We start from the raw sequence: 25219 nt of genomic DNA, 5'->3' as shown, positions 1-25219 counted from the left end.
CGGCGCAGCGGAATTCGCCGCAGACCTGGTTCTACGTCCGCCATCCGCAACAGCTGTCTGGAGTCTCCTTCTTTGAGCACCGTCCCACCTGGAACGCCCGAACCGTCGTGCCCCGCCCGGCCGATCTCACCGTTCGATTCCGATGACCCGCGAATGCCGCTGTTCGCCCCGGAATTCGCCGCCGACCCCCACTCCTACTACCGTGAAATGCGTCAGCAGTACCAGTCCTTGATGCCGGTGGAACTGGCGCCCGGTGTACCCGCGACGCTGGTGATCGACTACCGGACCGCGGTGCGGATCCTCAACGACCCCGAGCATTTCCCGGCCGATCCCCGTACCTGGCAGCAGGATATGCCCGCCGACTGTCCGGTGCTGCCGATGATGGAATGGCGCCCGATGGCCACCAGGAGCGCCGGGGCGGAGGCGGCACGCTATCGCCGGGCCACCACCGAGAGCGTCGGCGAGGTCGATCTGTACGCGTTGCACACAACGGTCGAGGAGATCGCCGTCGGCCTGATCAACTCCTTCTGCGAGGACGGTGGCGCCGATCTGATCAGTCAGTACACCTTCCCGCTGATCTTCGGAGTCCTCAATGTGCTGTTCGGGTGCCCGCAGGAGGTGGGTCAGAAGATGGCCGCCGGTATGGCCTCGATCGTCGAGGGCGTCGATGCGGACCAGGGCAATGCGATGATCAGCGAGGCGATGCTGGAGTTGGTGGCCATGAAACGGGCCGACCCCGGTGACGATATAACCTCCGCGCTGCTGCGGCACCCGGCCGAACTCGACGATCTGGAGATGGTCCACCAGTTGGCGAGCCAGTACGGCGCCGGGATCGAGTTCCAGCAGAACTTCATCGTCAACACGCTGCTGTTCATCCTCACCGACGACAGCTTGGGCGGTGGCGTCCTGGGCGGAAGTCTGTCGACGCGCGAGGCGCTCGACCACGTTCTCTTCAACGATCCACCGCTGGCGAACTATCTGCTCACCTACCCGCGGCAGCCGATCCTCATCGACGACGCCTGGTTGCCCGCACACCAGCCGATTGCCGTGAGCATCGCTGCCTGCAACAACGACCCGGCGGTCCGCGCCGGTGACCGCACGGGGAACCGCTCCCATCTGGCCTGGGGAGCCGGGCCGCGTACCTGCCCGGCCCAGTCGATGGCCTACCTGATCGCCCAGGACGCCATCGATCAGCTACTGGACGCACTTCCCGAGATCCAGCTGTCCGAGGCTCCGATCTGGCGGCCCGGCCCCTTCCATCGATCACTTGCCTCGCTACGTGTGGAATTCCCGATATCTGCGCCGCTCCACCTGTCGTGATGATCCGATGCCGGCGGCCCGGCGGCCGGACCACGCGAGTCACGACATTGCCAAATTGATAAGCAGTCGCATACCGTAGACTCATGCTTATCAATAGGGTGCTCTGCGTTCCTGCGGCCGTGCGAGTGGTGTCGTGACCGCCGCGCCGCCTTTTTCCGAAGGCACCGTGCTCATGCCGTGGAAACCCGGTCCCGCCGTGGACTCCACCGGACCGGTATTCGTCAGCGTGACGGACTTCCTGGCGACATCGCAGCCCGATGTCCAGCAGATCTACCAGCTCGGACTGGAACTGGGTGAGACCTGGCCGGTGCTCCAGGGCGCGGTCGGTGTGTGGCTGTGGGGCCGGCCCGCGCAATTGCGGGGCGGTTCGATCTCGGTATGGGACAGCGAACGCGATATGCGGCGGTTCGTGCGCTGGCCGGTACACGCCCGGATCATGCGCACATGGCGGGGCCGGGTGCGGGTCGCCGCGGATTCGTGGCGAGCCGACCGTTTCGATATCGACAGTGTGTGGGCGCGAGCGGGAGAGACCATCGAACACCCGCACCCCGGCTCGGACTAGAGCCGGGGTCGCGCGGTCGCGTCCGAAAGCGCCCTCACCCCAGGTTGATCGGTGGTGACGGCGGGAACTTCACCGGCAGGGCGGTCAGGGACCGGTGGAACGGCCCGGGCCGCCAGGCGGGCCCCTCGGGCGGTGCGTCCAGTTCGATTTCCGGAAGCGCGTCGAGCAGGAGGTCGATCGCGTCCTGGGCCACCAGATACGCGGGTGTCTGCGCGGGGCAGGTCCGTTGTCCGAGTCCCCAGGACAGATGGGAGCGGTTGCCGCGGTGATCGTCGGCGCGGATGGAGGGGTCGTGGTTGCAGGCGGCGATGCTGATGACGACGGGTCGGTGGGCGGGCAGCCAGACATCGTCGATGAGGATGGGCTGGCGAGGATAGGTGATGAGGAAGTTCGCCATCGGCGGATTGTCGAACAGTGCTTCGTCGATGGCGTCGCGGGTGGAGAGGCTGCCGCCGAGGACATGTCCGCCGAAGCGGTCGTCGGTGAAGATCAGCAACAGCGCGTTCGCCATCAGATTCTGCTGCAGCTCGATCACCGCGCCGTACAGTCCCGCCAGCTGATGGACCATCTCTTCTTCGTCCAGCTGGGAGGGGTGCTGGAGTAGCCGGGTGGTGACGTCTTCTCCGGGCTCGGCGCGTTTGAGCGCGACCAGTTCGGCCAGCGCGGCATTGATCATCCGGTTACCCGCCCCGGCATCGATACCCTCGAACATCGCGGCCATCCCGGCGGCGACCTGCTGGCCGATCTCGGGTGGGCAGCCGAGAAGGGTGTTGCAGACCCCGAAGGCCAGCGGGAAGGTGTACTGCATGAGGAGATCGGCCCGGCCGGTCTCGCAGAACGAATTGATCAGGGCGTTCGCGATCTGCTCCACCGCCGCGCGGAGTCCGTGCAGGTCCACTTCGGCCAGCGCGGCCACATTGGCCGACCGGTAGCGATGCTGATCGGTACCGGTGCTGCGCGCCGGGACCGGGCGCCATTCCATGATCGGCAGCACCGGACAGTCGGCGGGCATATCCTTCTGCCAGTTCCGCGGGTCCGCGGGGAAATGCTCATGGTCGTTGAGAATGTGGACGGCGGTCCGGTGATCGATGACCAGGGTCGCGGGGACGCCGGGGGCGAGGTCGACGGGCACCATGGCGCGGTGTTCGCGGCGCATCTGCTGGAACACCCGATGGGGGTTCTCGGCGAATTCGGCTGCGTAGAGGGGGATTCGAGGACCGCCGTCGGCGAAGGGGGAGCCGTGGGCTGTGCCGGGTGGTAGGTGGGAAGCGGGCTGTGTCGTGCTCAAAAGGGTGACTCCGTAGTGTTTCGCAGTGTGTGACGAGAGGCCTCGGCCGCGGTCCCGTCATTCCGACCCGCTCCGGCACGATACGCGAGAAGGGCGCCGAACAAGTTGTGGCTCATTCTCATTGCGTCCGGGCGGGCTCCGCGGGCGGCGGGTTCGGTTCGTCGGTGACGGGTGTGAGGTGGGCGGGCCGAGGCGGAGTGTGGGCATAGGGCGGTTTCGTGCTCAAACAAGTGACTCCGTGCTGGTCGCGATATGTGGCGGGATTTCCCGGGCGGTTGTCCCGTCCCCTCGGCACGGTGTAGCACCCTACGCGATGCATCGACGAATTACGTTGCGGCACTGATTCGTTGAGGTTTCGGCGAGAGCCGGGCCGGATGCTCCGGTACCGGCCGTACATACCGCACCGAAGAGTCGAGTTTCGGAGAACTCTACGGCCGGCCGAGTGACGCCGGGCGGCCGCGCACTGTTCTCCGCCGGTGGAACGGACGTCGGAATCTCCGGCGGCGCGGCGACCGGTGATCATATGTTCCGGACCGGAAACGTCACCTTGGTTCCGGATCGGCAGGCGAACTCCCGTCGTCGCCGATCGCGCTACCGGTGCAGGCCGTCGAGTATGACGGCGAGCAGTCTGCGCCAGTCGCCGCCGGTGCGAATGGTCGCCGACAGGGCGCCCACGACCATGTAGACGTCGGCCACTGTGCAATCGGTGCGCAGGGTGCCTGCGGCGCGGTCGAGTTCGATGATCTCGCCGAGCACGGATTCGAGGCGGGCGCGGCTCTCACCGCGTGGTTCGCTACCGGTCGAATGCCGACTCGATTCGATGGCGGCGGACAGGCCGCGGTCGGCCGCCAGGATCTCACCGACACGGTTCAGATAGCGGGCCAGAGCAGACCCCGGTGCCGTGCCCGCGAGGCATTCCCGGCGGGCGAAATCCTCGATCTCGGCGAACCGCTGGGTGGCGGCCGCTTCGACGAGGTCGCGATGAGTGGGGAAGTGGCGGTAGACGGTGCCGACGCCGACGCCGGCCGCGCGGGCGATCTCGGGAAGCTGTACGCCGCTTCCGTGTTCGGCGAACAGGGCGCGTGCGGTGGCGAGTATGCGATCCCGGTTGCGCGCGGCATCGGCGCGGGGTGCGCGTCGGGGGGTGGGTCTTGACAACCGGGAACCTCTCGTGGCTAGCATTAAACGGAATCGGAATCCGCTTCCGATTCTAGCTCGTCGAGAGGTGGGAGTCCATGTCCGAGGATCGTTTTCGAATGCTGGCGCCGGGGGAAGTGCGGCACGGCCGGGTCCCCTTGCCGCCGGCCTTCGCGGTGAAGGCGCTGACCGGTGATACCGAAGGTAGGTTCTCGTTGCTGGAGGTGACCCTGTCCCGCGATATACCCCGGCATACGCATCATGTCGCCGACGAATGCCTCTACGTGCTGGACGGAGAGCTCGGCGTCGACTTCGCCGATCGTTCGCTCACCGTGACTCCGGGTATGTTCGTGCTGCTGCCGCACGGGGTTCCGCACGCGCTGCGCGCGGTATCGGCGCCACCGCCCCGGCTGCTGCAGATCTCGTCGCCGGGCGGCTGGGAGTGCTATCTGGAGGACCTCTTCACGGCCGGTCCGGCGGTGCTCACCGATGGGGTGCTGGATCCGGTGAAGATCAACCCGATCGCGGCCCGATACGACATCCGGTACGAAGAATCCGCCTAGTGCGGTAGCGGGGCGGCTACGCCGGTTGCTGCTCCGGCCCGGGCGTGCGGTCACGATCCGGCGGCGGATCGGGCCGTGCGCCGGGGTTTGCGGCGTGTGGCGGCCGGGGCAGACAATGAGACGTGCTCGGCGACCGGCCGAGCTGGTGCGACGACGATACGAGGCGGCCGCGCGGACATTCATCCGGAAGACGCGACCTGCCGTGTACGGATCCGAGGTTCGATCGACCCGAGGAGCAGATGATGACGCAGTTCGCGCCCGGTGATCTCAAGAGCAAGCACAGAGCGATGTGGGCGTCGGGCGACTACCCGCGGGTGGCTGCCGATGTGATTCCCGAACTCGGCCGCAGGCTTGTCGATGCCTGCGGTATCCGGCCCGGTCAGCGGGTGCTCGATATCGCCGCCGGTGCCGGGAACGCGGCCATTCCGGCCGCGGTGGCCGGTGCTGAGGTGGTGGCCTGTGATCTCGCCCCCGAATTGTTCGAAGCCGGCCGGCGCAATGCGGCCGCGGCGGGTGTCGAAGTCTCCTGGGAACAGGCCGACGCCGAGGCCCTGCCCTTCGATACGGCCGCCTTCGACGTGGTCCTCTCCTGCGTGGGAGTGATGTTCGCGCCGTTCCACCGGACCGCGGCCGATGAACTGCTGCGGGTGACCGCACCGGGCGGGACGATCGGCCTGATCAATTGGACGCCGGAGGGGTTCGTCGGGCGGATGTTCGCGGTGATGAAGCCGTTCGCCCCCGCCCCGCCGCCCGGCGCGCAACCGCCGCCGCTGTGGGGTGACGAAGCGCATGTCACGGAGCTGCTGGGCGACGGGGTGACCGGTCTGGAATTGCGGCGCGAACGCGCTGTCGTCGACTGCTTCGCCGACGGTCCCGCCTTCCGCGACTTCTTCAAGGCCAACTACGGCCCCGTGGTCACGGTGTACCGGACCCTCGCCGGCGATCCGGAGAGGGCCGCGCAGCTGGACCGGGAACTGGCCGATCTCGGTACCGCGCACGATCTGGGCGGCGGCCGGATGGAATGGGAGTACCTGCTGGTCACCGCGCAGCGGGCAGGAGTGCCACGGTGAACGGGATTTTCCCGGCCCGGTCGCGGGTTGTACCCGGGGCAGACAACGTGAAGGAGGAAGCGTGACCGAAACGCGCAAGGCGGTCCTGGCCGGTGGGTGCTTCTGGGGTATGGAGGAGCTGATCCGCAAACAGCCGGGTGTCGTATCGACGCGCGTCGGCTACACCGGCGGGCGTAACGACCACCCCACCTACCGCAACCATCCGGGTCACGCGGAGGCCGTGGAGATCGTCTACGACCCGGCGCAGACCGACTATCGGGCGCTGCTGGAGTTCTTCTTCCAGATCCACGATCCGACCACCAAGGATCGCCAGGGCAACGATATCGGCAGCAGCTACCGCTCCGAGATCTTCTACCTCGACGACGAGCAGAAGCGCGAGGCGCTGGCCACCATCGTCGATGTCGAGGATTCGGGCCTGTGGCCGGGCAAGGTCGTCACCGAGGTGACACCGGCACCGGAATTCTGGGAGGCCGAGCCCGAACACCAGGACTATCTGCAGCATTTCCCGAACGGCTACACCTGCCACTTCCCGCGCCCCGGGTGGAAGCTGCCGCGGCGGCAGAACACCGCCTGAGTAATGCCGCGGCCGGTGGCGCCGGAGCCGGCCGCGCGGTACCCGGCGAATCGGAGCCACCCGGTGGATTCGCACCGGGCCGCTTCGGTTCGCGGCCCGGTCACGGCGGTGAGTAGTCTCGAGCGCGTGAGTAGCTGGGCGCGCCGTAGGTTTCAGAAGATCGGACGATTCGATCGGGCCGTGGGCGGCGCGGTGGCGGAACTGCCCGCTTCCCGGATGGATACGGGCCTGCTGCGCCTGACCGGAAGCGCCGATCACAGTGTGCTGTGGATGGTGTGTGCCGGCCTGCTCGCCGCGCGTGGGGGAGCGACCCGGCGGGCGGCGCTCCGCGGGGCGGTCTCGGTGGCCGGTGCCAGTTTCGCCGCCAATGTCGTGCTCAAAACCGTTTTCGCCCGGCGCCGGCCGGCCGCGGAACTGATGCCCGAATACCGGCGGCTGTCCCCGGCCCCGTCCTCGTCGTCGTTCCCGTCGGGGCACAGTGCCAGCGCCGCGGCCTTCGCGACGGCCGTGGCGATGGAGAGCCCGCGCACCGCCCTGGCTGTGGCTCCGCTGGCGGCGGCGGTCGCCTACTCCCGGATCCACACCGGGGTGCACTGGGGTTCGGATGTCCTGGTCGGTGCCGCCGTGGGCTCCGGCATCGCGCTGGCCACCCGGCGCTGGTGGCCGGTGCGGGAGTCGGACGAGGCGCGGGCGCGGCTGGTCCGCGAGGCCCCGGTGCTCGCCGAGGGCAAAGGGCTCGTCATCATCGTGAACCCGGTATCCGGTGATGCCGATTACGACCCGACCGACGATATCGCCGCGGCGCTGCCCGCCGCTGTGGTCCTGCGCACCCAGCCCGATGTCGACTGCACCGAACTGCTCGAACAGGCCATCGCCGAACAGCCCGAACCGGTCGCGGCCCTCGGGGTGGCCGGTGGTGACGGCACAGTGGCCGCGGTGGCCGCGGTGGCCTTGCGCTTCGAACTGCCCCTGGTGGTGATCCCGACCGGCACGCTCAATCATTTCGCCCGCGACCTCGGCGTCTACGATCTTGTCGAAGTCGTCGACGCGACCGGTGTCGGCGAAGCTGTCGCGGTGGATATCGCCGGTGTCGAATACGGCGACGCCACCGAGATGCGGACCCGGCATCTGATCAACACCTTCAGCCTCGGTTCCTACCCGGATCTGGTCCGGCTGCGCGAGAAATGGCAGCCGCGCTGGGGCAAATGGCCCGCGTTCGCGGCGGCCCTCATGGTCACGCTGCGCCGGGCCGAACCGATCGAGATCTATCTGGACGACCACTGGCAGCGGGTGTGGTTCCTGTTCGTCGGCAACGGTCCCTACCATCCGCACGGTGCCGTTCCGGCGTTCCGCGACCGTCTCGACTCCGGACTGCTGGACGTCCGCTGGCTCCGTGCCGATCTGCGCTGGTCGCGCACCCGCGCGGTGGTCGCACTGCTGCTGGCCGCCATCGGCCACAGTCGCGTCTACGGGGAACGGCAGTTACCGGAACTGTTCGTGTACCTGCCGCGGGCCGAATCGCTCGCGGCCGACGGTGAGGTGTTCGGCAGCGCCACCCATCTGCGGTTCTCCGTGGCCGGCCAGCTCACGGTGTACCGGCGTGACGAATCGAATCCGCTGTGGGTCAATCGATCCCGGCCGCATCACCGCCGGGCGCCCTGGCTACCCGACGTCTTCCGTTTCCGCTGAGCGTATCCGCGCTCGCGGGCGCTCCGCTCATGCTCGCCGCGCATGGGATGGTCCGGCGGCTGTCTCCGGCCCGGCGGCCTTTCTCCGCCGGGTGACGGGCTGAGGTCCGGTGCCGCGGTGCGGCCCGTTCGCCTCAGTCGGGGCCATCGTCGTTCGCCGCGCCGGTATCCGGTTCGGTCACCGGATGTTCCGGTATCCGCCGGGTGCCCAGGAGCGCGGCGACAGCCAGCAGGGCGGTGACCGCGAACGCCGTGTGCAGGGCGTCCAGGCGAGCCGAGCTGTTGACCGACACCACCGTGTCGACGGTCGATTCGTCGAGACCCGTATCGGTGAGGGCGGTCCGCAGCTGAGTATCGGACAGGAACGGCACACCGGCGGCCAGATCGGTACCGGCCGTCTGCTGTACCGAATCCGGGACAGCGGGGTTGTTCTCGATTCCGTCCAGGACCGACGAGGTCAAGGTGGCGATCAGCACCGATCCGATCAGCGCGGTGCCGAGCGAGGCGCCGAGATAGGACGCCGTGTTCTGTAAGCCGCCCACTTCGGCACTCCGGGATTCCGGAACGGCCGATACCGTCACCGCGCCCAACTGAGATGCCAGCGCGCCCAGGCCCGCGCCCATCAGCAGCATCGGAATCGCGACCACCCGCGCATCGGCGCCGGGGTCCATCCCCGCGGCGAGGACGAGTATCCCGATGATCATCGACAGCAGGCCCAGGCGCACTACGCGGCGCGGCCGCGCCCGGGGCGCCAGTTTCGGAATACCCACCGCGGTCGCGATGAGTGCCACCGACAGCGGCAGCAGGCGGGCACCGGTGCCCAGCGCGCTGAGTTGCAGTACCACCGACAGGAACAGCGGTACCGCGAAGAACACCCCCGCCTGCACGCTGAACTGGGCGAAGAACATGCCCAGTCCACCGGTGAGCTGCCGGTTGCCCAGCAGGTCCGGGTCGAAGAGTGGTTCGCGGCCGTTGCGCACGCACGCCGCCAGCCGCTCCCGGAGCAGATACAGCACGAGCAGCCCGCCCAGGAGCAGCCAGATGACCGGTGACAGTCCGAATATCGCGGGGGCGCCGGGCCGTTCCTGGATCCAGCCCCAATCGCTCGAGCGCAGCACCCCGTACACGATCATGGCGAGACCGCATACCGACAACACCGAACCGGGTAGATCCAGTTGTGCCCGCTCCGGAGCACTGTCGTTCATCCTGCGCAGGAGCAGCAGAATGATGATCACGACGCCGACCTCGCCGAAGAAGACCAACCGCCAGGAGGCGTAGGTGGTCACCGCGCCGCCCAGCAGCGGCCCGGCCGCGATCGCCGCCGCGGCGGCCGCGGCCACCAGTCCGTAGGCGGCCGGGCGGCGCTCCACCGGTACGTTGGCGGCCACCAGCGCCACGATCGCCGGCATGATCAGCGCGGCACCGATGCCCTCGAGCAGTGACCAGCCCACCAGCAGGATGCCGAGGTTCGGCGCGAGTCCGGTGACGAAGGACCCCACGCCGTATACGACCAGACCGATCCCGAACACGCGCCGCCGGCCGAAGATCGCGCCGATCTTGCCGCCGGTGATCATCAGGGATGCCATTACGAGTGTGTAGAGGGTGATGGCGGTCTGGATTCCGGTGATACTGGTACCGAGATCCTGTGCCACCGTGGCCATCGACACGTTCATGACCGAACTGTCCAGGGCCATCAGGAACTGACCCGCGCAGAGCACGGTGAGCACCAGACCGGAACCGGAACGCTGCCCCGGTTCTATATCTCGTTCGCCGGTGCCCATCGGTGACTGTCCCGGTGCTACTCGGCGGAGTTGTAGTCGATCATCCAGGGGATCGAGAACTTGTCGGTGAGCATCCCGAACAGTTCGGTCCATTCGGTGGCGGCCAGATGCATATCGATCGCGCCGCCCGCGCTCAGGGCGTCGAAAACGCGTTCGGCTTCGTCTCGGTCGCTGACCTCCAGGCATACCGTGAAGTTCGCCCGCTGGGGGACCTCCACGGTCTGTCCGGGTGGGCAATCCGAGCCCATCAGGATCTGGCCGGCCCCCGCCAGCGGTAGCGCGGTATGCGCCACCAGGCTCTTGGCCTCGTCGGGCAGGTTCGCGCCCTCGCCCATATCGCCGAATCGGATCAGCTGGAGTTCGCCGCCGAACACGGACTGGTAGAAGGTGAACGCCTCTTCGGCATTGCCGTTGAACATGAGATACGCATTGACGGATTTCACGGGTCTCCTCCTCTGGTGGTGCGCGTTCGCGGATGTCGTGACCAGGGGGAATCGGTACTGATCGGCCGAGCGTATCCCGCACCACCGCGCGGTGGGGGAGATCCCGCCCAGATTCGGATGCCCGATCGGCGCCGGCCGAGTGGTCCCGGCGACACGGTGCGGGGCGGGAGCCCGGATCGCCGAGCCGACCCGCCCGATGGTCGTCGTACGCCGGAACGGTCGTGCCTCAGGTGATACTCGAGGTGACCAGCCCGTCCGGGCGACTGTCCATCCGGAACGAATGCTTGTGGAGGTCTCCATGGCATTGACCCATCCGTCTCGGCCCGGCGAACCCGGCCGCGACGATATCTCGGTGAATCCGGTGTTCACCCGGGAGCCGGTCGAGGTGCCCCGTAACCGGTTGCCCGCGCGCGAGATGGACAGTGATACCGCCTACCAGATCGTGCACGACGAACTCCTGCTCGACGGTAACGCCCGGCTCAATCTCGCGACCTTCGTGACCACGTGGATGGAGCCCGCGGCGCAGATCCTGATGAGCGAATGCTTCGACAAGAACATGATCGACAAGGACGAATACCCGCGGACCGCCGAACTGGAGCAGCGGTGTGTGCGGATCCTGGCCGATCTGTGGCACGCCGCCGACCCCGATCACGCCGTCGGCTGCTCGACCACCGGGTCCAGCGAGGCGTGCATGCTGGCCGGGCTGGCGATGAAACGCCGCTGGCAGCAGCGGCGGCGGGCGGCCGGGCAGTCCGCCGAGCGGCCCAATCTGGTGATGGGGATCAATGTCCAGGTGTGCTGGGAGAAGTTCGCCGAGTACTGGGATGTCGAACCGCGTGTGGTGCCGATGTCGGGTGACCGGTTCCATCTCACCGCCGACGAGGCGGCGGCCCGGTGCGACGAGAACACGATCGGCGTGGTGGCGATTCTGGGATCCACCTTCGACGGCAGCTATGAACCGGTCGCCGAGATCTGCGCCGCCCTGGACCGGGTGCAGGCGGAGCAGGGCTGGGATATCCCGGTTCATGTGGACGGTGCTTCGGGTGCCATGATCGCGCCGTTCTGCGATCCCGAGCTGGAATGGGATTTCCGGCAGCCCCGGGTCGCCTCGATCAACACCTCCGGCCACAAGTACGGGCTGATCTATCCGGGGGTCGGCTGGGTGTTGTGGCGTGACACCGACGCATTACCCGACGAGTTGGTGTTCCGGGTGAACTATCTCGGCGGGGAGATGCCGACCTTCGCGCTGAACTTCTCCCGGCCCGGTGCGCAGGTGGTGGCCCAGTACTACACATTCCTGCGGCTCGGTCACCGCGGTTACGCCCGGGTGCAGGGCTACTGCCGGGAGGTCGCCTCGGCCCTGGCCGACCGGATCGCCGGCCTGGGCCCGTTCCGGCTGATCACCGACGGACGGCAGCTACCGGTATTCGCGTTCACCCTCGCCGAGGGCGAGACCGGCTATTCGGTTTTCGATGTATCGGCGGCGCTGCGTGAACAGGGCTGGCTGGTGCCCGCCTACACCTTTCCGGCCGACCGGGAGGATCTGGCGGTGCTGCGTGTGGTGGTCCGCAACGGCTTCAGCCACGATCTGGCCGATCTGCTGATCGAGGCGCTGAAACGAGCGCTGCCGAGGTTGCGGGCTCAGCAGGCGCCGCAGCGGGGCCCCGAGGCCGCGTCGTTCTCGCACGGCGCCGATACCCGGCCGTACCACCCGGCGGTTCGGCACGAGGATTCCTGACAGAGGGAACCGGCCGATCCAGGTCGCCGCGGTCGGCCGGTTCCACTCTCTCGGGCCGGGCCGCCCGAGGTTTATCGGCACATGATCGACGTGCCGTTGTTCAGGTATCAGAATGCGCTGCCGGAGCCGGGCAGGAAGATCCGGGGGAAGGGGAGCCCGTAACCGTAGCCGGGGCGGTCCCAGCCGCGGTTGTGGTGGCGGCCGCGGTCCCAGCCGCGATCCCAGCCGCGGTCGTGGTGGCGGCCGCGGTTCCAATCGACCTGGTTGTCGTGGCGGCCGTTCCAGCTGCGGTCGCCACGGCCGTGCCAGCCGCGATCGCCGTAGCCGTGACCGTGGCGGCCGGGGCGGCTCACGTCCTGGACCTCGGCGTTGTCGGTGACCGCGGGTGCGGCTTCCTCGACGACCACGGGTGCGCCGTTATCGGCGAGCGCGGGTGCGGCGGTGAGGGCCAGCGGGGCCAGGGCGATCGCGGCGGTGGCCGCGATCCGGACGGCGAGTCGGCGGGTGCGTACGGTTCGATGCATGTCAGGTCCTCGGTCGTAGCGCCGCCCGGAGGCGGTTGCGGAAGCATATGCACTGGGGGAGTGCGGCTTTGATGACCTGAACCGTACCGCTATTCAACGGCGCATTCAACAGGTGTTCGTTAATTGGGGCTGACAAATTTTGTGAGCAGGGGATTCGTGACCCCATACACGCCTATCCGCCGGCGACCGGAGTGTCCGGGATCGCGGATTCGAGGGGATCGAGCCGGAGTACGCACCGGGTCCGGCTGTAGATGGTCGGCATGCACTCGTTGCAGTGCACGCACGCGGATTCGGTGTTCGCGTCGGATCGGATGCGGTGCAACAGATCCGGTTCGCGCAACAGTGCCCGGCCCATGGCGACGAAATCGAATCCCTCCGCCATCGCCAGCTGCATCGACTCCAGATCGGTGATCCCGCCCAGCAGTACCAGCGGCATGGACAGCTCGCGGCGGAACTGCCGGGCACGTTCGAGCAGGTAGGCCTTCTCGTAGGGGTATTCGCGCAGGAACGCCTTACCGACCATGCGGAAGCCCCAGCGGGCCGGTCCGGGAAGGGTTTTCGCGAATTCCCGGCGCGGGGCGGCGCCGTGGAACAGCAGCATCGGATTGAGCAGCGAACTTCCCGCGGTCAATTCCAATGCGTCGAGGGCGCCGTCGGCCTCCAGCCACGCGGCCACCTGTAACGAATCCGGCAGGGTGAGTCCGCCGCGGACACCGTCCTCCATATTGAGTTTCGCGGTCACCGCGATCCGGTCGCCGACCGCCTCGCGTACCCGGCGGGCGATATCGCGGGCCAGCCGGGCCCGGTTCTCGAGCGTGCCGCCGTAGCGGTCCTTGCGCCGGTTCAGCAGTGGGCTCAGGAACGAGCTCACCAGATAGTTGTGGCCGAAATGTATTTCCACCGCGTCGAATCCGGCCTCTATCGCCAGGAGCGCGGCATCGGCATGGGCGACGACGAGTTCGTGGATCCCGGCCGGATCGGGCACCTTCATCGGGCTCATCCCGAGCGGGCTGAACATACGGCTCGGCGCCAGCGCGGGCAGCCGATTGGACGCGGAATTCGCCACCGGACCCGCATGGCCGATCTGCGCGCTGGCGGCCGCCCCCTCGGCGTGCACCGCGTCGGTGAGCCGGCGCAGGCCCGGTACCGCCTCCGGCCGCATGTAGATCTGGTGACGGTCGGTCCGGCCGCCCGGCGCGACCGCGCAGTAGGCCACGGTCGTCATCCCGACACCACCCGCGGCGACCTCCCGATGGAACTCCACGAGGTCGTCGGTCACCAGCGCGTCGGGAGTGCGTCCTTCGAAGGTCGCGGCCTTGATCACCCGGTTGCGCAGGGTGAGCGGGCCGAGCGGGGCGGGGGCGAATACATCGGTCACGGTGTGTCTCCTGTCGGTGCGGTCAGACCGGCCAGCACGAAATCGCGCAATGTCGCCACCGCCCGCGGGCTCAGTGCCCGGTCCTCGGCGGCGGCGCGGCCGAATCGCATGATGACCAGGTCGAAGGCGAGCATCCAGCGGCGCAGGCTCTCCCGTTCGCCGAGCTGGGGCAGTAGTCCGGCCCACGAGTCGATCCGGAACCACTGCTGCTGCCACGGCCCGTCCACCTGTCGGTCCACGACACATTGCGCGAGCAGGCGCAGGTGCAGCCGGCCCAGCGGGTCGGCCGCCAGATCGGTGAACGGGGTGAGAACCGCGTCGACGATATCGGCGACGGGCCCGGCCGCGGCCGTGACCTCGGTGAGGCGGTCGGCCCACAGCGCTCCGAGGCGTTCCTCGAGCAGGGCTGCCACCAGGGCCTCCTTGGAGCCGAAGTGGTAGTGGACGGCGGCGGGATTGGCCCCGGCCTCGGTGCAGATGCGGCGTACCGAGACATCGTCGTAGCGCTCGGTGAGCAGCAGTCGTTCGGCGGCCGTGAGCAGACGCTCACGGGTCGCGGTGGAAACTCGCTGGGCCATGCGGCCAGTGAACCACCGCGCGGGACCATTTTCAATCATTGATTGAATTACTGTTTGAAAGCGCAGGTGGCGATGCCCGAGGGGAGTCGTTATCCGATCGCAAACGGCTTCGTGGACCACGCACCCACCTCGCCGGGCCCACCCTGTTCTACTGGTTCCGGTAGTCAGCTCCGGTTGTCCGACAAGCCTCGACCGACAAGGAGAAGACGATGGCCCTCGAGATCCGCGCGGTGACCGTACTGGGCACCGGGGTGCTCGGTTCCCAGATCGCCTTCCAGACGGCCTTCCACGGATACCGCGTCCAGGCCTACGACATCAGCGTCGCCGCGCTCGACTCCGCGCGTGAACGCTTTGCCGGCCTCGCCACCACCTATCGCGACGAGGTGATGGGCGCGACCGGCGAACTCGCCGAACAGGCCCGGGCGCGGATCGGCCTGACCACCGACCTCGGCGCCGCGGTCGCCGACGCCGATCTGGTGATCGAAGCGGTGCCCGAGGTGCTCGACATCAAACGGCAGACCTACCGGAAGCTGGGCGAGCTGGCCCCGGAACACACGATTTTCGCGACCAACTCCTCGACGCTGCTGCCCAGCGATATCGCGGACTTCACCGGCCGCCCGGACAAATTCCTGGCGCTGCATTTCGCGAACCAGGTGTGGAAGTTCAACACCGCCGAGGTCATGGGTACCACCCGCACCGATCCGGCGGTATTCCGCGCGGTCGTCGATTTCGCCTCGGCCATCGGTATGGTGCCGATCGAGGTGCACAAGGAGAAATCGGGATATGTGCTGAACTCGCTACTGGTGCCCTTCCTGAACTCCGCCATCGAACTCGCCGCCGGCGAGTACGCCGAACCCGAGGCGGTGGACAAGACCTGGCGGATCGCTACCGGGGCACCCATGGGCCCGTTCCAGATCCTCGATGTCGTCGGGCTCACCACGCCCTACAACATCCTGAGCAGCGATCCGGCGAACGAGGGTCTCGCCACCTGGTTGAAGGAGAACTACATCGACAAGGGCAAACTCGGGGTGGCCACCGGCGAAGGGTTCTACAAGTACTCCTGACCGTCCGCGGACGGCCGGGTGCCGTCGGAGCGCGGCGCAGTTCAGCCGGGGGCGCCGACCGCGGTCGTGCGCTCCGACCGGCCGGCGGCCACCAGGGTGCCGTGGCGCAGCACGTACCGGTCCGCGGGTGCGGTGGCCAGGGCATCCTCCAGCCCGCTCGCCCGGACGGCCAGCAGATCGGCCATCGCGCCCGGTTCCGGCCCGGCCGCCGGTAGCGACATCACGGCGCGAGCGGTATCGCTGACGGCCCGATACGCCTCGGCGGGGGTCAGATGCGCGGCGGTGACCAGCAATACGGCGGTTTCCAGCGCGTCGCTGCGGCCCATCGGGTTGTAGGGGTCGCGGACGTTATCGGCGCCCGCCGCCACCGGAACCCCCGCGTCCAGTAACGCGCGGACGGCGGTGAGACCGCGCGGGGTCGCCACCGGATGGTCGCGTCCCTGCAGATACAGGTTGGTGATCGGCAGGGTGACCACCCCGATCCCGGCCGCCGCCACCGCGGCCGTCACCCGGGCGACGACTTCCGGTGCCGCCGCGCCCAGACTCACACAGTGGCTCGCGGTGACCGATACGGCGTCCGGGCGGTCGCGGACCGCGTGCGCGAGTTGTTCGAGCGTGAGCATGGTGGGATCGAGGCGTTCGTCGGTGTGCATATCCACGCCGACCCCGCGGTCGCGCGCGATCCCCAGCAGCCGGTGCAGGTTCGCGGTGGGCTCCGGTGTCTGATGCGGATGCCCGCCGACGAGGTCGACACCCAGATCGAGGGCCGCGTGGACGGTCTCGTCGTCGGCCGTATACGGGGCGAGGGCCACGAGCTGGATATCCATGAACTCGGCGAGTTCCGCGCGCACCCGCACCAGCGCGCGCACGCCGCGCAGTGGGTCGTCACCGCGCAGCAGATTGACATGGGAGCGCAGGGCCGTGGTCCCGTTGGACAGTGCCCGCAGCGCGGCCCGGCGGGCGCGGTCGGCGATATTGTCGACCGTCAGCCGCGGGGTATGGGCCTCCCAGGCTTCGATGGCTGCGCCGAGATCGCCCATCGGGGGCCGTATCTCGTCGTAGGACAGCGCCTTGTCCAGGTGGGCGTGCGGTTCGGCGGGGGCCGTCAGCAGGACGAATCCATCGAGGTCCAGATCGGATCCACCGATCTGCCCGCCCGCGGCCGGGACCACGTCCACCACTCGTCCCGCCGCGATGTGTACGTCCACCACGCGGCCGTCGGCGAGTTTCGCATTGTGCAACACCGGGACCGGGCGTCCGTCGGCGCGCCGGAACCCGGGGCGGACGGGTTCGGCCGCGCCGCTCCCGTCACGCGGCGAAATCGCGTTTACGGATCGCACAGTGCACCCCTTTCACGATGTCGACCACCTGGGTCACCGAGAAATCACCGGCGGCACTGAGATACAGGTAGGCCTCGCTCGGGGTCATTCCGGTGCGCGCGGCCAGGAATTCCACCGCGATCCCGGCGCACTGGCGCATGGCCTCGTCGAGGCTCTCGTCCAGGCCGAGCAGGATCCAGTGTTCGTCGGTTTCGGCGTACGGCAGGCCACCCCCCTGCGGTCCGGGGGCGGATTTCAGGACCGACAGTCGAGCGGTGACCCGCAGCGAACCCTCCAGCGCGGTGAGCGCGATCTCCCCGTTGCCCTGCGCGAAATGCGGGTCGCCGAGATAGAAACCGGCCCCCGTGACCTGGACGGGCAGGAACAGCGAGGATCCGGCGACGATCTCCCGGATATCCATATTCCCGCCGAAGGGACCGGGCGGGATGGTGCTCAATGCCTCCGCCTGTCGTGGAGTCACCCCGCACAGTCCCATGAAGGGGTGGATCGCGATCGAGGCCCGGCCGGTGCCGTACCGGAACTCGGCCCGGCCCGGGCCGTCGAGCGCGCAGAATCTGCTGAACACCGCGGGGACACTGCCGTCCGGCTCGCGCGGCAGGGTCTCGGGTAGTGCGCCGCGTCCGTGCCGGCTGGAGATGATGCCGTAGGGGACGCGCGGGGTCAGTTCGAGAAAGTCCACCCGTAACCAGTCGCCCGGCTCGGCCGCGCGGATATGCACCGGGCCGAGCACGATATGCGGACCCAACGGTGGCCGGTCGCGGCGCAGATCGGATTCGGCCAGCGCCACGGCATCGGGCAGCACCTGCTGCCGTGGCACGCCGAACCGGCCGAAATAGCCGACCGGATCGCGTCCCTGGTCCTCCATCAGGCCCTCCTGCGACACTGTGTCGAAGGTGACCGTGCACCCACTGTCGACGACCAGCACCGGTGGGGTCGCGGGCGTCGGGAGGCTGCCCCAGCCGACGGTATCGGGTGTGCACCAGAGGTAGTGGTCGGCGGTGCCCGGATCCTCTCCGGCGGTGAGGATATCCATCACGCGGCGGGGATCGCCCGGTGTTCGCGCCAGCCACCCGGCGCGGTGATCTCGTGCGCCGGATCGCCGGGGCCCGGGAGCCGGCGGCACACCATACTCAGCGAACCCCGGCCGTCCTCCAGTTCGATCACCGACAGTTCCAGTTCGGCAGGTTCGCGCGGCAGCAGATTCTCGCGCAGGTCGGTATAGGACACCGCGTAGATCTCACCGGGCACCGGCCATCCGCCCTCGGAAACCGGTGCCAGCCCGGGGAAAACATTGTCGAAGGAGAAGAAGCGGTACCTGGGTGCGGTCCGGACCGGGCCGAGATACCGGGCCGTGGCGAGGGCGTCGTTGAGCGATCCGCCGCGCATGGCCTGGCCGTTGACGAACATGAGGACGATATCGTCGGACATGGTGGAACTCCTTGTGCGCCCGCAGTGCGTGCGGTGTGGCTAGGTGAGAGTGGTGTTACCGGGTCCGCGCAGCGCGTGGATCCGCGCGGCCGTGGCGGCGCGTTCGAGATCTCCGCTCGAGAGATCGTCGAGCAACGTCCGGTGCTGGGAGACCGGTTCGTGGCCGGGTTGCTGGACGTAGTCGTCGGTGGGATAGAGGAACGCCTGGCGTTGCAGGAACGACGAGGTGATCGGTGTGAACGCCGCCCGGTTCACCGCCATGTGGAATTCGAGATGGGCCATCGAGTACTGGGCGCTGCCGACACCGAATTCGTGCAGTGCGGCACCCAGCGGATCGAGCAGCGCGTACAGCGCCGCCCAGTCCACGGAGTCCACCTTGGCGGTGAGCATCTTGGCCGCGACCTGGTCGAATGCCACGCGCAGCTCGTGCAGTTCCGCACGGACGGCCGCATCGAACTCCACCACGACCAGCTGTCCGCGCCGCACCCGTTCGACCAGTCCCTCACTGGTGAGCCGCTGGAGTGCCTCCCGGATCGGCGTCCGGCTCACCCCGAGTTCCTCGGCGATCTGCTCCTCGGTCAACCGGATCCCGCCGGCGTACTCACCGGTGGTGATCTGCTGGCGCAGGAACCGGTAGACCCGTTCCCGGACGCTGAGCTGCTCGTCGGCGGGTACCAGACCCGCGCTACCGGTCGCGGTCACCGGGCACTCGCGTCCAGCAGTGCCGCGCGGCAGGCATTGGTGACACGTTGCATGAACGTTCCCGACATAACGTTCATCCCGGCCCGCAGGGCGGTGGTCTGCAGGGTGGAGACCCGGTTGTTCAGGTCGAAGTAGCAGTTGCCCGGCCGGACGAGTTCGGCGAAATCGAAAGCGAACGGCCGGTTTTCCGAATCCTCGGTCTCACCCCAGGTGGTGGTGTTGACGATGAGCGCCGGTGCCTGTTCGGCGCACAGCGCCTTCAGGTCACCCGGGGCCACCGCCTCGGCGCCGAACCGGCCGGTCCAGCCGGCGAGCGCGTCCGCGTCGCGGGCACTGCCGAACAGCCGGGCGCCGGGCCACGCCCGGCGGCACCCGAGTGCGACCGAATTGGACGATCCGCCCGCGCCCAGGATCAGGATATCTGCGGGGGTACGCCCACCGAGTACGGTCTCCATCGCGGCCTGCGCGGCCCAGCTGTTGGTATTGACGCCGATCGGCCCGCCGGCACCGCGGACGACAGTGTCGACGACGGTCGTCCGGGCCGCGGACCCGGTCAGCGCCGCGAGCTGTGTCGCGACCTGCTGTTTCCACGGGCTGAGCACGAGCGCGAGCTGCCAGCCGCGGTCGGCGAGCAGTGCCGCCGGGTCCGGATGGTGCACGGTATCGGCCAGTTCGACGTCCCGGGCGGCGAGCGCGTCGAGCAGTAGGGCGCCGCGGAGCGCCCCGGCGGCGGTGGTGCCGATCCCGGCGATCACCGCCAGCGAACCGCCGCAGGTCTCGGTGGAGGTATCCGCTCCGATACCCCCTTCACGTACTTCGCCGAGGCACTGCCGCACTGCGTTGCGCAGTGTGGCTGTGCCGTCGCCGCCGGAGTCGAGCAGCGATATCTGTGCTTCGGTCACGACTTCTCCCTTGTGCTGATGGTGGCTGCCGTGGCCGATCACACTGCGGCAGTGCGGGGTTCGCGCACCGGGCGGACCTGGCGACCGGACGGCTCCCCGATGATTTCACCCTTCTCGAATACCAGCTGCCCGCGCAGATAGGTCGCGAGGACGGACCCGGTGAGCGGCCACCCGTGGTAAGGCGTCACCGTGTGCTTCGAATGCAGCGCGGCGGAATCGAGAGTTGTTTCGGCGGTGGGGTCGACGAGGACGAAATCCGCGTCGAATCCCGGCGCGATCTGCCCCTTGCCCGGGATGGACCAGCGCTGCGCCGGCCGGTACGCGCACAATCGCACGATATCCTCCACCGTGAGTTCGCCCCGGGCGGCGGCGGTGAGCAGCAGCGGCAGCATGGTCTCGACCCCGATGAAACCGCCGTAGGCCTGCCAGACATCTTCCTCGGCCTGTTCGCGGGCGGTGTGCGGGGCGTGATCGGTGGCGATGATGTCCACATCGCCACGGGCTATTCCGGCCCACAGCGCCGAGACATCCGCGGCGGGCCGGATCGGCGGATTGAGTTTCACCAGGTTGCCGTAGGTGTCGTAGGCGTTCTCGTCCAGGAACAGATGCGCCACCAGGGTTTCCACGGTGACCCGGTGTCCCTCGGCGCGCAGATCCATCACCCGTGCCAGACCGACCGCGGTCGACAGATGGTGGATATGCAGTTTCGTACCGGCCTCGGTGGCCATGGTGATGATGCGGGTGACGGCTTCCACCTCGACGAACGCGGGACGCCCCTCCAGATGCGCGCGGGGGTCCTTACGGCCGGAGGCGCGCAACCGGTCGCCGAACATGCGCAGCAGATGGTCGTTCTCGGCATGGACACCGACCACCAGATCGGCCGCCGCCGCCGCTTCCAGGCCGCGGAAGATGGCGGCGTCGTTCGGGCAGCGGTTGTCGCCGGTGGTCTGCCCCATGAACAGTTTGAACCCCATGGCGCCGAGTTCGGCCATACCGGCGATCTCGCCGTCGTTGTCGTGATCGATCATGCCGTAGAGCCCGAAATCCACATAGGCCTTGTTCCGGACCAGTTCGAGCTTCTGCCGGTACCGTTCGGCCGTGGCGACCGGGGGTTTGGTGTTCGGCATATCGACGACGGTCGTCACCCCGCCCGCGGCCGCGGCCCGGGTGCCGCTGGCGAAATCCTCTTTCTCGGTCATCCCGGGTTCACGCAGATGGACGTGCATATCCACCAGGCCCGGCAGGACCAGCAGACCGGTGGCGTCGACCGTGGGTACGCCTTCGGTGGCCAGACCTTCGCCGACCGCGAGGATCCGGCCCTCCCGGACCGCGATATCGTGGCGGCCGCGGCCGTCGTGGGAGACCACCGTGGCGCCGGTGACCACGAAATCCGGAGTGGGGGGAGTGGGCATGGGGGGACCTTTCGGGTACTGGTGGTGGTCAGGCGAGAGCGAGATCGGGGTTCTCGGCGAACACCTCGCGGATCGGGCCGAGATCGAAGAGCTGGTCCACGCCGAGCTTCAGTCCGCCCGCCGAGATCGCCGCGATATTCGCCTCGGCGGTCTCGTCGGACACGGCGACGATCTGCTGGCGCGGATCACCGTTGCGAATGAGTTCGTTACCCGCCAGGCAGCAGTCGAGGGTGCTGGCACGGTCCAGTTCGAGCGTGCGCCCGTAGTCGTCGACGGTGAGGTCGGTGGCGAGGCGGGGATCGGCGAGGACGTCCTTCCAACCGCGGACCTCTGCTTTCAGGAACGCCTTGACCTTGTCGCGATGGTTGTCGAGATTGTCCTGGGTGGTGATGTAGGTCTGGCCGACCAGCGGGAATCCCATATCGGCGAGCAGCGTCGCGCGGATATCGAATCCCTTGTGCCGTAGATCCACCACCTGGCTGTTGATGAATCCCAGGTAGCCGTCGATCTCACCGGCGGTCATCCCGATCGGATCACCCTGTACCGGGACGGTGGTGATCCGTGACTCGTCCAGTCCGAGGGCGGCGATGAAATTGCGCCATACCGGTTCACTCGACGAAGCACAGCCGATGGTCTTGCCGTACAGGTCCTGCGGCCCGTTGATCGGCTTCGTGCCCATCGACATGATGCATCCGGCGTACCGCTGGTACACCGCCCCGATGATCTTCAGGGGCGCGCCTTTGGCGACGGCGGCACCGGCGATCGGGACCTGGGAGACACCGGCGAAAGTACGGGTGAGCACATCGGATTCGATGGGCGGTGCGGTGGGACCACCGGATACCAGGTCCGCACCGGTGAAACCGGCGTCGGTGTAGTAGCCGTTGCGGTCGGCGAGATAGCTACCCGCGAACTGGGTATTCTTGATCCAGGCCAGGCGCTGGGAGGCGACGCCGAAACCGTCCCCGGATCCGGTGGTCGCGCCGCCGGAGACACAGGCGGTCAGCGCGGCCGATCCGGCCAGGGCGACACCACCGACCGCCAGGCTGCGGGTCAGGAATCTGCGCCGGTCGAATTGTGCGGACATGGGGTACTCCGATCGATGGGTGGAGAAGGGTGCGGAAGGTCAGCGGGAAGCGCTCATCCGGGTCGTGACGAGATCCTCGGCGAACGCGACGACCTGGTAGACAGCGACGCAGACGACGGTGAGTACGACGACCGAGGCCCAGAGGCGGTCGAACTGGAATTCGTTGGCGGCCCGCAACATCTGCCCGCCCAGACCTTCACCGGTCGCCAGCCATTCGGCCAGCAGCGCGCCGACGACCGAGGTCGTCACCGCGACCCGGGCGGCGGCGAACCAGGTGGGTACGGCATGGGGGAGCGCGACCTTGCGGAAGACGTCCAGGGGCGAGCCGCCGAAGGCGGTGAGCATATCGAGATCGGCGCGCGGGGCGGAGCGGATCCCGTGCAGCATGGTCAGCAGCGCCGGAACCACCACCACCGCAGCGCCGATAGCGGCGGTGGCGAGGGCGCCGCGGCCGAAGATCAGGACCAGGATCGGTGCGACGGTGACCATCGGGATCGCGTGCACGGCGGTCACGGTCGGGCCGAACATGGTCTCGACGGTGCGGGAGAAATAGAAGATCAGCGAAACCGCGGCCGCCAGGGCGAGTCCGAGCAGATAGCCGTAGGACGCGTCGGCCAGGGTGCGTAGCAGATCGGCGCCGATGGCGGCGCGGTTGGCGGCGGCTTCGGGGGCGGTGAGCAGGTAGTTCAGCACATCCCCGGGTGATTTGGCGACGAACGGGCTCACCTGGACCAGCCGGAGGAAGACGGTCCATACCAGCACGATGGCGATGATCGCGCCGAGTACGGTGGCGGCGGTCCGGGCCGCGCCGCGGACGAAGGGCCGGCCGAGCCGGGTGACGGTACTCATCCGCGTGCCTCCGCGGTGGTGCTCGCGGCCCACGGGGTGGCGAACCGCTCGACTGCGGCGACGATCAGGAAACAACCGGCCGCCAGGACACAGCACACGAGGGTGATCCCCCAGGTGCGTACGACATCGCTGGACTGCTGGGCCACGACCAGGGCCGCGCCCAATCCGCGTTCCTGTCCCATGAATTCGCCGATGATCGTGCCGAGCAGGGCGGCCGGGACGGCGATCTTCAGGGCGGTGATGATACTGGGCAGCGCGTAGAGCAACTGCACCTTGCGCAATACCAGGTAGCGGCCGCCGCCGTAGGCCCGGACCAGATCCTCACCGACCGGATCGGCGTGCCGCAGGCCGTTGAGCGTGCCGACCAGGGTGGTGAAGAATACGGAGACCGCGGCCATGATCGCCGAGGTCACCGGTCCGTTGAAACAGGCCGCGAGGATGGGCGCGATAGCGATCAACGGCACACAGGCCGAGGCGATCCCCACTTGCAGGACCAGCTTCTCGATCGCCGGAACGGTCAGTACCAGGGCCGCGCAGCCGATCGCGGCCAGGTTGCCCCAGCAGAAACCCGCGGCCGCCGAGGCGAGCGTAACGGGCAGGTGCAGGGCGTAGAAGTCCGCGCCGTCGGCGGCGAGACCGGCCACGATCTCCACGGGTGCCGCGATCGCCGGACCGAGTACACCGGTCGCGCCGACGACCTGCCAGAGCACGAGTACGAGCAGCGACCCGCCGGCCGCCAGAAATCCGGTACGGTTCACGCGCCGACTCCCGAGGTGACCGGTGCGGTACCGAACAGCACCCCGGAGAGCAGATCGACATAGTCGTGGAAAGCGCTGGTCCGCATCATCTCCGGGGTGCGCGGCCGGGGCAGATCGATCTCGACCACCTTCTGCACGCGACCCGGTCGCGGGCTCATCACGACCACCGTGTCCGATAGGAACACCGCCTCGGAGATACCGTGGGTCACCATCAGGGTGGTCGCCGGACGTTCGGTCCAGATCCGTAACAGTTCGACATTGAGGTTCTGCCGGGTCATATCGTCGAGCGCCCCGAAGGGTTCGTCGAGCAGCAGCACCCGGGGTTCGACCACCAGCGCCCGGGCGATCGCGACGCGCTGGCGCATCCCGCCGGACAGTTGCGCGGGCCGGGCGTTCTCGAAACCGGTCAGTCCGACGAGGTCGATGAGCTCCTGGATCGCGTTGTCGCCGACGCGCTTCCCGGAGACCTCCAGTGGTAGCCGGATATTCGTCCGCACCGACCGCCACGGCAGCAGCGCGGCTTCCTGGAACGCGATACCCAGATGATCGTGGCGGCGCATCTCCCGGGGTGTTTCACCGTGGACCAGTACCTCGCCCGCTGTCTGCGGTTCCAGTCCGGCCAGGATGCGCAGAACGGTGCTCTTACCGCAGCCGGAGGGGCCGAGCAGCGTGACGAACTCACCCTCCCCGGACCGGATATCGACCCCGTCGAGTGCGGTGACCTCGCGTCGTCCCGCCTTGAATTTCTTGCTGAGACCGGCGATATGGATACCGGGTGCGGTCGGCGGAACCATACGTTCTCCTCGTGTGCAGCCTTCGTTCTTGTATCCGAGTTCGGATCCAAGCTCGTATCCAAAAGCTACGAGGTGCACGTTTCGTCCGGATGACACGTGGACACGACTGCATTACGTTCCGCTCACCGCTTCCGGAATCCACCTCCGGACGACCGGGCCACTCCGGTGCGCCCCGGCGGTCCAGCGGACAGGCCTGCAGCACACTGGTACCGCGTTACGCGGTGGGCAGCCGCGTGGCGCCG

At 68.2% G+C, this 25219-nt stretch carries 25 protein-coding genes; 8 read left to right on the top strand and 17 right to left on the bottom strand.

The genetic code is table 11. The annotated features are described in order from the left end of the window. The first annotated feature begins 153 nt into the window (after positions 1–153). A complete protein-coding gene (locus tag ACWEWT_RS20390; protein WP_452561021.1) occupies positions 154–1320 on the top strand; it encodes a cytochrome P450 in 1167 nt (388 codons plus the stop codon). Between the two features lie 133 nt (positions 1321–1453). Continuing rightward, positions 1454–1882, top strand: a complete 429-nt coding sequence (locus ACWEWT_RS20385; protein ID WP_452561020.1) for a hypothetical protein — start codon at positions 1454–1456, stop codon at positions 1880–1882. Between the two features lie 34 nt (positions 1883–1916). On the opposite strand, the gene ACWEWT_RS20380 is transcribed toward ACWEWT_RS20385, so the two are convergent. Together ACWEWT_RS20380 and ACWEWT_RS20375 are read right to left on the bottom strand one after the other, a co-directional pair. After that, positions 1917–3170 (bottom strand): cytochrome P450, encoded by a 1254-nt coding sequence (locus ACWEWT_RS20380; protein ID WP_452561018.1) that lies wholly within the window; start codon positions 3168–3170, stop codon positions 1917–1919. A gap of 591 nt (positions 3171–3761) precedes the next feature. Continuing rightward, entirely contained in the window at positions 3762–4328 is a 567-nt protein-coding gene (locus tag ACWEWT_RS20375) for a TetR/AcrR family transcriptional regulator (protein ID WP_452561016.1), read from the bottom strand. 77 nt (positions 4329–4405) lie between these two features. Here ACWEWT_RS20375 and ACWEWT_RS20370 point away from each other — a divergent pair, with 77 nt between their 5' ends. From ACWEWT_RS20370 to ACWEWT_RS20355, 4 genes are all read left to right on the top strand, one after another. Then, positions 4406–4870: a cupin domain-containing protein gene (locus ACWEWT_RS20370; protein ID WP_452561014.1), complete on the top strand. Its 465-nt coding sequence runs from the start codon at positions 4406–4408 to the stop codon at positions 4868–4870. A 239-nt stretch (positions 4871–5109) separates the two neighbouring features. Next, a complete protein-coding gene (locus ACWEWT_RS20365; RefSeq protein ID WP_452561012.1) occupies positions 5110–5940 on the top strand; it encodes a class I SAM-dependent methyltransferase in 831 nt (276 codons plus the stop codon). Between the two features lie 109 nt (positions 5941–6049). Beyond that, positions 6050–6514 (top strand): peptide-methionine (S)-S-oxide reductase MsrA, encoded by a 465-nt coding sequence (msrA, locus tag ACWEWT_RS20360; RefSeq protein WP_452561049.1) that lies wholly within the window; start codon positions 6050–6052, stop codon positions 6512–6514. Between the two features lie 126 nt (positions 6515–6640). Beyond that, on the top strand, positions 6641–8203 hold the full coding sequence (locus tag ACWEWT_RS20355) for a phosphatase PAP2 family protein (protein ID WP_452561010.1): 1563 nt from the start codon (positions 6641–6643) through the stop codon (positions 8201–8203). A gap of 133 nt (positions 8204–8336) precedes the next feature. On the opposite strand, the gene ACWEWT_RS20350 is transcribed toward ACWEWT_RS20355, so the two are convergent. Both ACWEWT_RS20350 and ACWEWT_RS20345 read right to left on the bottom strand, forming a co-directional pair. Beyond that, positions 8337–9983: an MFS transporter gene (locus ACWEWT_RS20350; protein WP_452561008.1), complete on the bottom strand. Its 1647-nt coding sequence runs from the start codon at positions 9981–9983 to the stop codon at positions 8337–8339. A 17-nt stretch (positions 9984–10000) separates the two neighbouring features. After that, positions 10001–10426, bottom strand: a complete 426-nt coding sequence (locus ACWEWT_RS20345; protein WP_452561006.1) for a VOC family protein — start codon at positions 10424–10426, stop codon at positions 10001–10003. Positions 10427–10724: 298 nt separating this feature from the next. Between ACWEWT_RS20345 and ACWEWT_RS20340 the strand changes: the two genes are divergently transcribed. Beyond that, the gene (locus tag ACWEWT_RS20340; protein WP_452561005.1) at positions 10725–12164 is read left to right on the top strand and encodes a glutamate decarboxylase; all 1440 of its coding nucleotides are present in this window, start codon (positions 10725–10727) and stop codon (positions 12162–12164) included. Positions 12165–12271: 107 nt separating this feature from the next. Here the strand turns inward: ACWEWT_RS20340 and ACWEWT_RS20335 are convergent, their stop codons facing one another. The 3 genes from ACWEWT_RS20335 to ACWEWT_RS20325 form a co-directional block, all read right to left on the bottom strand. After that, a complete protein-coding gene (locus tag ACWEWT_RS20335; protein WP_452561004.1) occupies positions 12272–12688 on the bottom strand; it encodes a hypothetical protein in 417 nt (138 codons plus the stop codon). Positions 12689–12860: 172 nt separating this feature from the next. Next, on the bottom strand, positions 12861–14066 hold the full coding sequence (locus tag ACWEWT_RS20330) for an NADH:flavin oxidoreductase (protein ID WP_452561002.1): 1206 nt from the start codon (positions 14064–14066) through the stop codon (positions 12861–12863). After that, the gene (locus tag ACWEWT_RS20325; RefSeq protein ID WP_452561000.1) at positions 14063–14644 is read right to left on the bottom strand and encodes a TetR/AcrR family transcriptional regulator; all 582 of its coding nucleotides are present in this window, start codon (positions 14642–14644) and stop codon (positions 14063–14065) included. The genes ACWEWT_RS20330 and ACWEWT_RS20325 overlap by 4 nt, the downstream gene beginning before the upstream one ends. A gap of 209 nt (positions 14645–14853) precedes the next feature. Here ACWEWT_RS20325 and ACWEWT_RS20320 point away from each other — a divergent pair, with 209 nt between their 5' ends. Further along, on the top strand, positions 14854–15708 hold the full coding sequence (locus ACWEWT_RS20320; protein WP_452560999.1) for a 3-hydroxyacyl-CoA dehydrogenase: 855 nt from the start codon (positions 14854–14856) through the stop codon (positions 15706–15708). Positions 15709–15749: 41 nt separating this feature from the next. Here ACWEWT_RS20320 and ACWEWT_RS20315 read toward each other — a convergent pair whose 3' ends face one another. The 10 genes from ACWEWT_RS20315 to ACWEWT_RS20270 are packed head-to-tail and all read right to left on the bottom strand — an operon-like array spanning position 15750 to position 24977. Beyond that, positions 15750–17048, bottom strand: coding sequence for an amidohydrolase family protein (locus ACWEWT_RS20315; protein ID WP_452560997.1), 1299 nt, complete (start codon positions 17046–17048; stop codon positions 15750–15752). Next, positions 17017–18081, bottom strand: coding sequence for an acetamidase/formamidase family protein (locus tag ACWEWT_RS20310; protein ID WP_452561048.1), 1065 nt, complete (start codon positions 18079–18081; stop codon positions 17017–17019). The genes ACWEWT_RS20315 and ACWEWT_RS20310 overlap by 32 nt, the downstream gene beginning before the upstream one ends. Next, complete coding sequence (locus ACWEWT_RS20305) at positions 18081–18476, bottom strand: allophanate hydrolase-related protein (protein WP_452560995.1); 396 nt, start codon at positions 18474–18476, stop codon at positions 18081–18083. Before ACWEWT_RS20305 ends, ACWEWT_RS20310 begins: the two co-directional genes overlap by 1 nt. A gap of 39 nt (positions 18477–18515) precedes the next feature. Continuing rightward, complete coding sequence (locus ACWEWT_RS20300; protein WP_452560994.1) at positions 18516–19178, bottom strand: GntR family transcriptional regulator; 663 nt, start codon at positions 19176–19178, stop codon at positions 18516–18518. After that, positions 19175–20080: a hypothetical protein gene (locus ACWEWT_RS20295; RefSeq protein WP_452560992.1), complete on the bottom strand. Its 906-nt coding sequence runs from the start codon at positions 20078–20080 to the stop codon at positions 19175–19177. The genes ACWEWT_RS20300 and ACWEWT_RS20295 overlap by 4 nt, the downstream gene beginning before the upstream one ends. A gap of 38 nt (positions 20081–20118) precedes the next feature. Next, positions 20119–21492: an allantoinase AllB gene (gene allB, locus ACWEWT_RS20290; protein WP_452560990.1), complete on the bottom strand. Its 1374-nt coding sequence runs from the start codon at positions 21490–21492 to the stop codon at positions 20119–20121. Between the two features lie 28 nt (positions 21493–21520). Further along, positions 21521–22576, bottom strand: a complete 1056-nt coding sequence (locus ACWEWT_RS20285; protein WP_452560988.1) for an ABC transporter substrate-binding protein — start codon at positions 22574–22576, stop codon at positions 21521–21523. A gap of 39 nt (positions 22577–22615) precedes the next feature. Next, entirely contained in the window at positions 22616–23425 is an 810-nt protein-coding gene (locus ACWEWT_RS20280; protein ID WP_452560986.1) for an ABC transporter permease, read from the bottom strand. After that, positions 23422–24183 carry an ABC transporter permease gene (locus tag ACWEWT_RS20275; RefSeq protein WP_452560984.1) on the bottom strand — a complete coding sequence of 254 codons (762 nt, stop codon included), beginning with the start codon at positions 24181–24183 and terminating at the stop codon, positions 23422–23424. Before ACWEWT_RS20275 ends, ACWEWT_RS20280 begins: the two co-directional genes overlap by 4 nt. After that, positions 24180–24977 (bottom strand): ABC transporter ATP-binding protein, encoded by a 798-nt coding sequence (locus ACWEWT_RS20270; RefSeq protein ID WP_452560982.1) that lies wholly within the window; start codon positions 24975–24977, stop codon positions 24180–24182. The genes ACWEWT_RS20275 and ACWEWT_RS20270 overlap by 4 nt, the downstream gene beginning before the upstream one ends. Positions 24978–25219 lie beyond the last annotated feature (242 nt).

This window comes from Nocardia sp. NPDC003963, assembly GCF_053605105.1.
The sequence above is the reverse complement of the archived record's forward strand: the minus strand, read 5'-3'. Positions and strand labels throughout refer to the sequence as shown.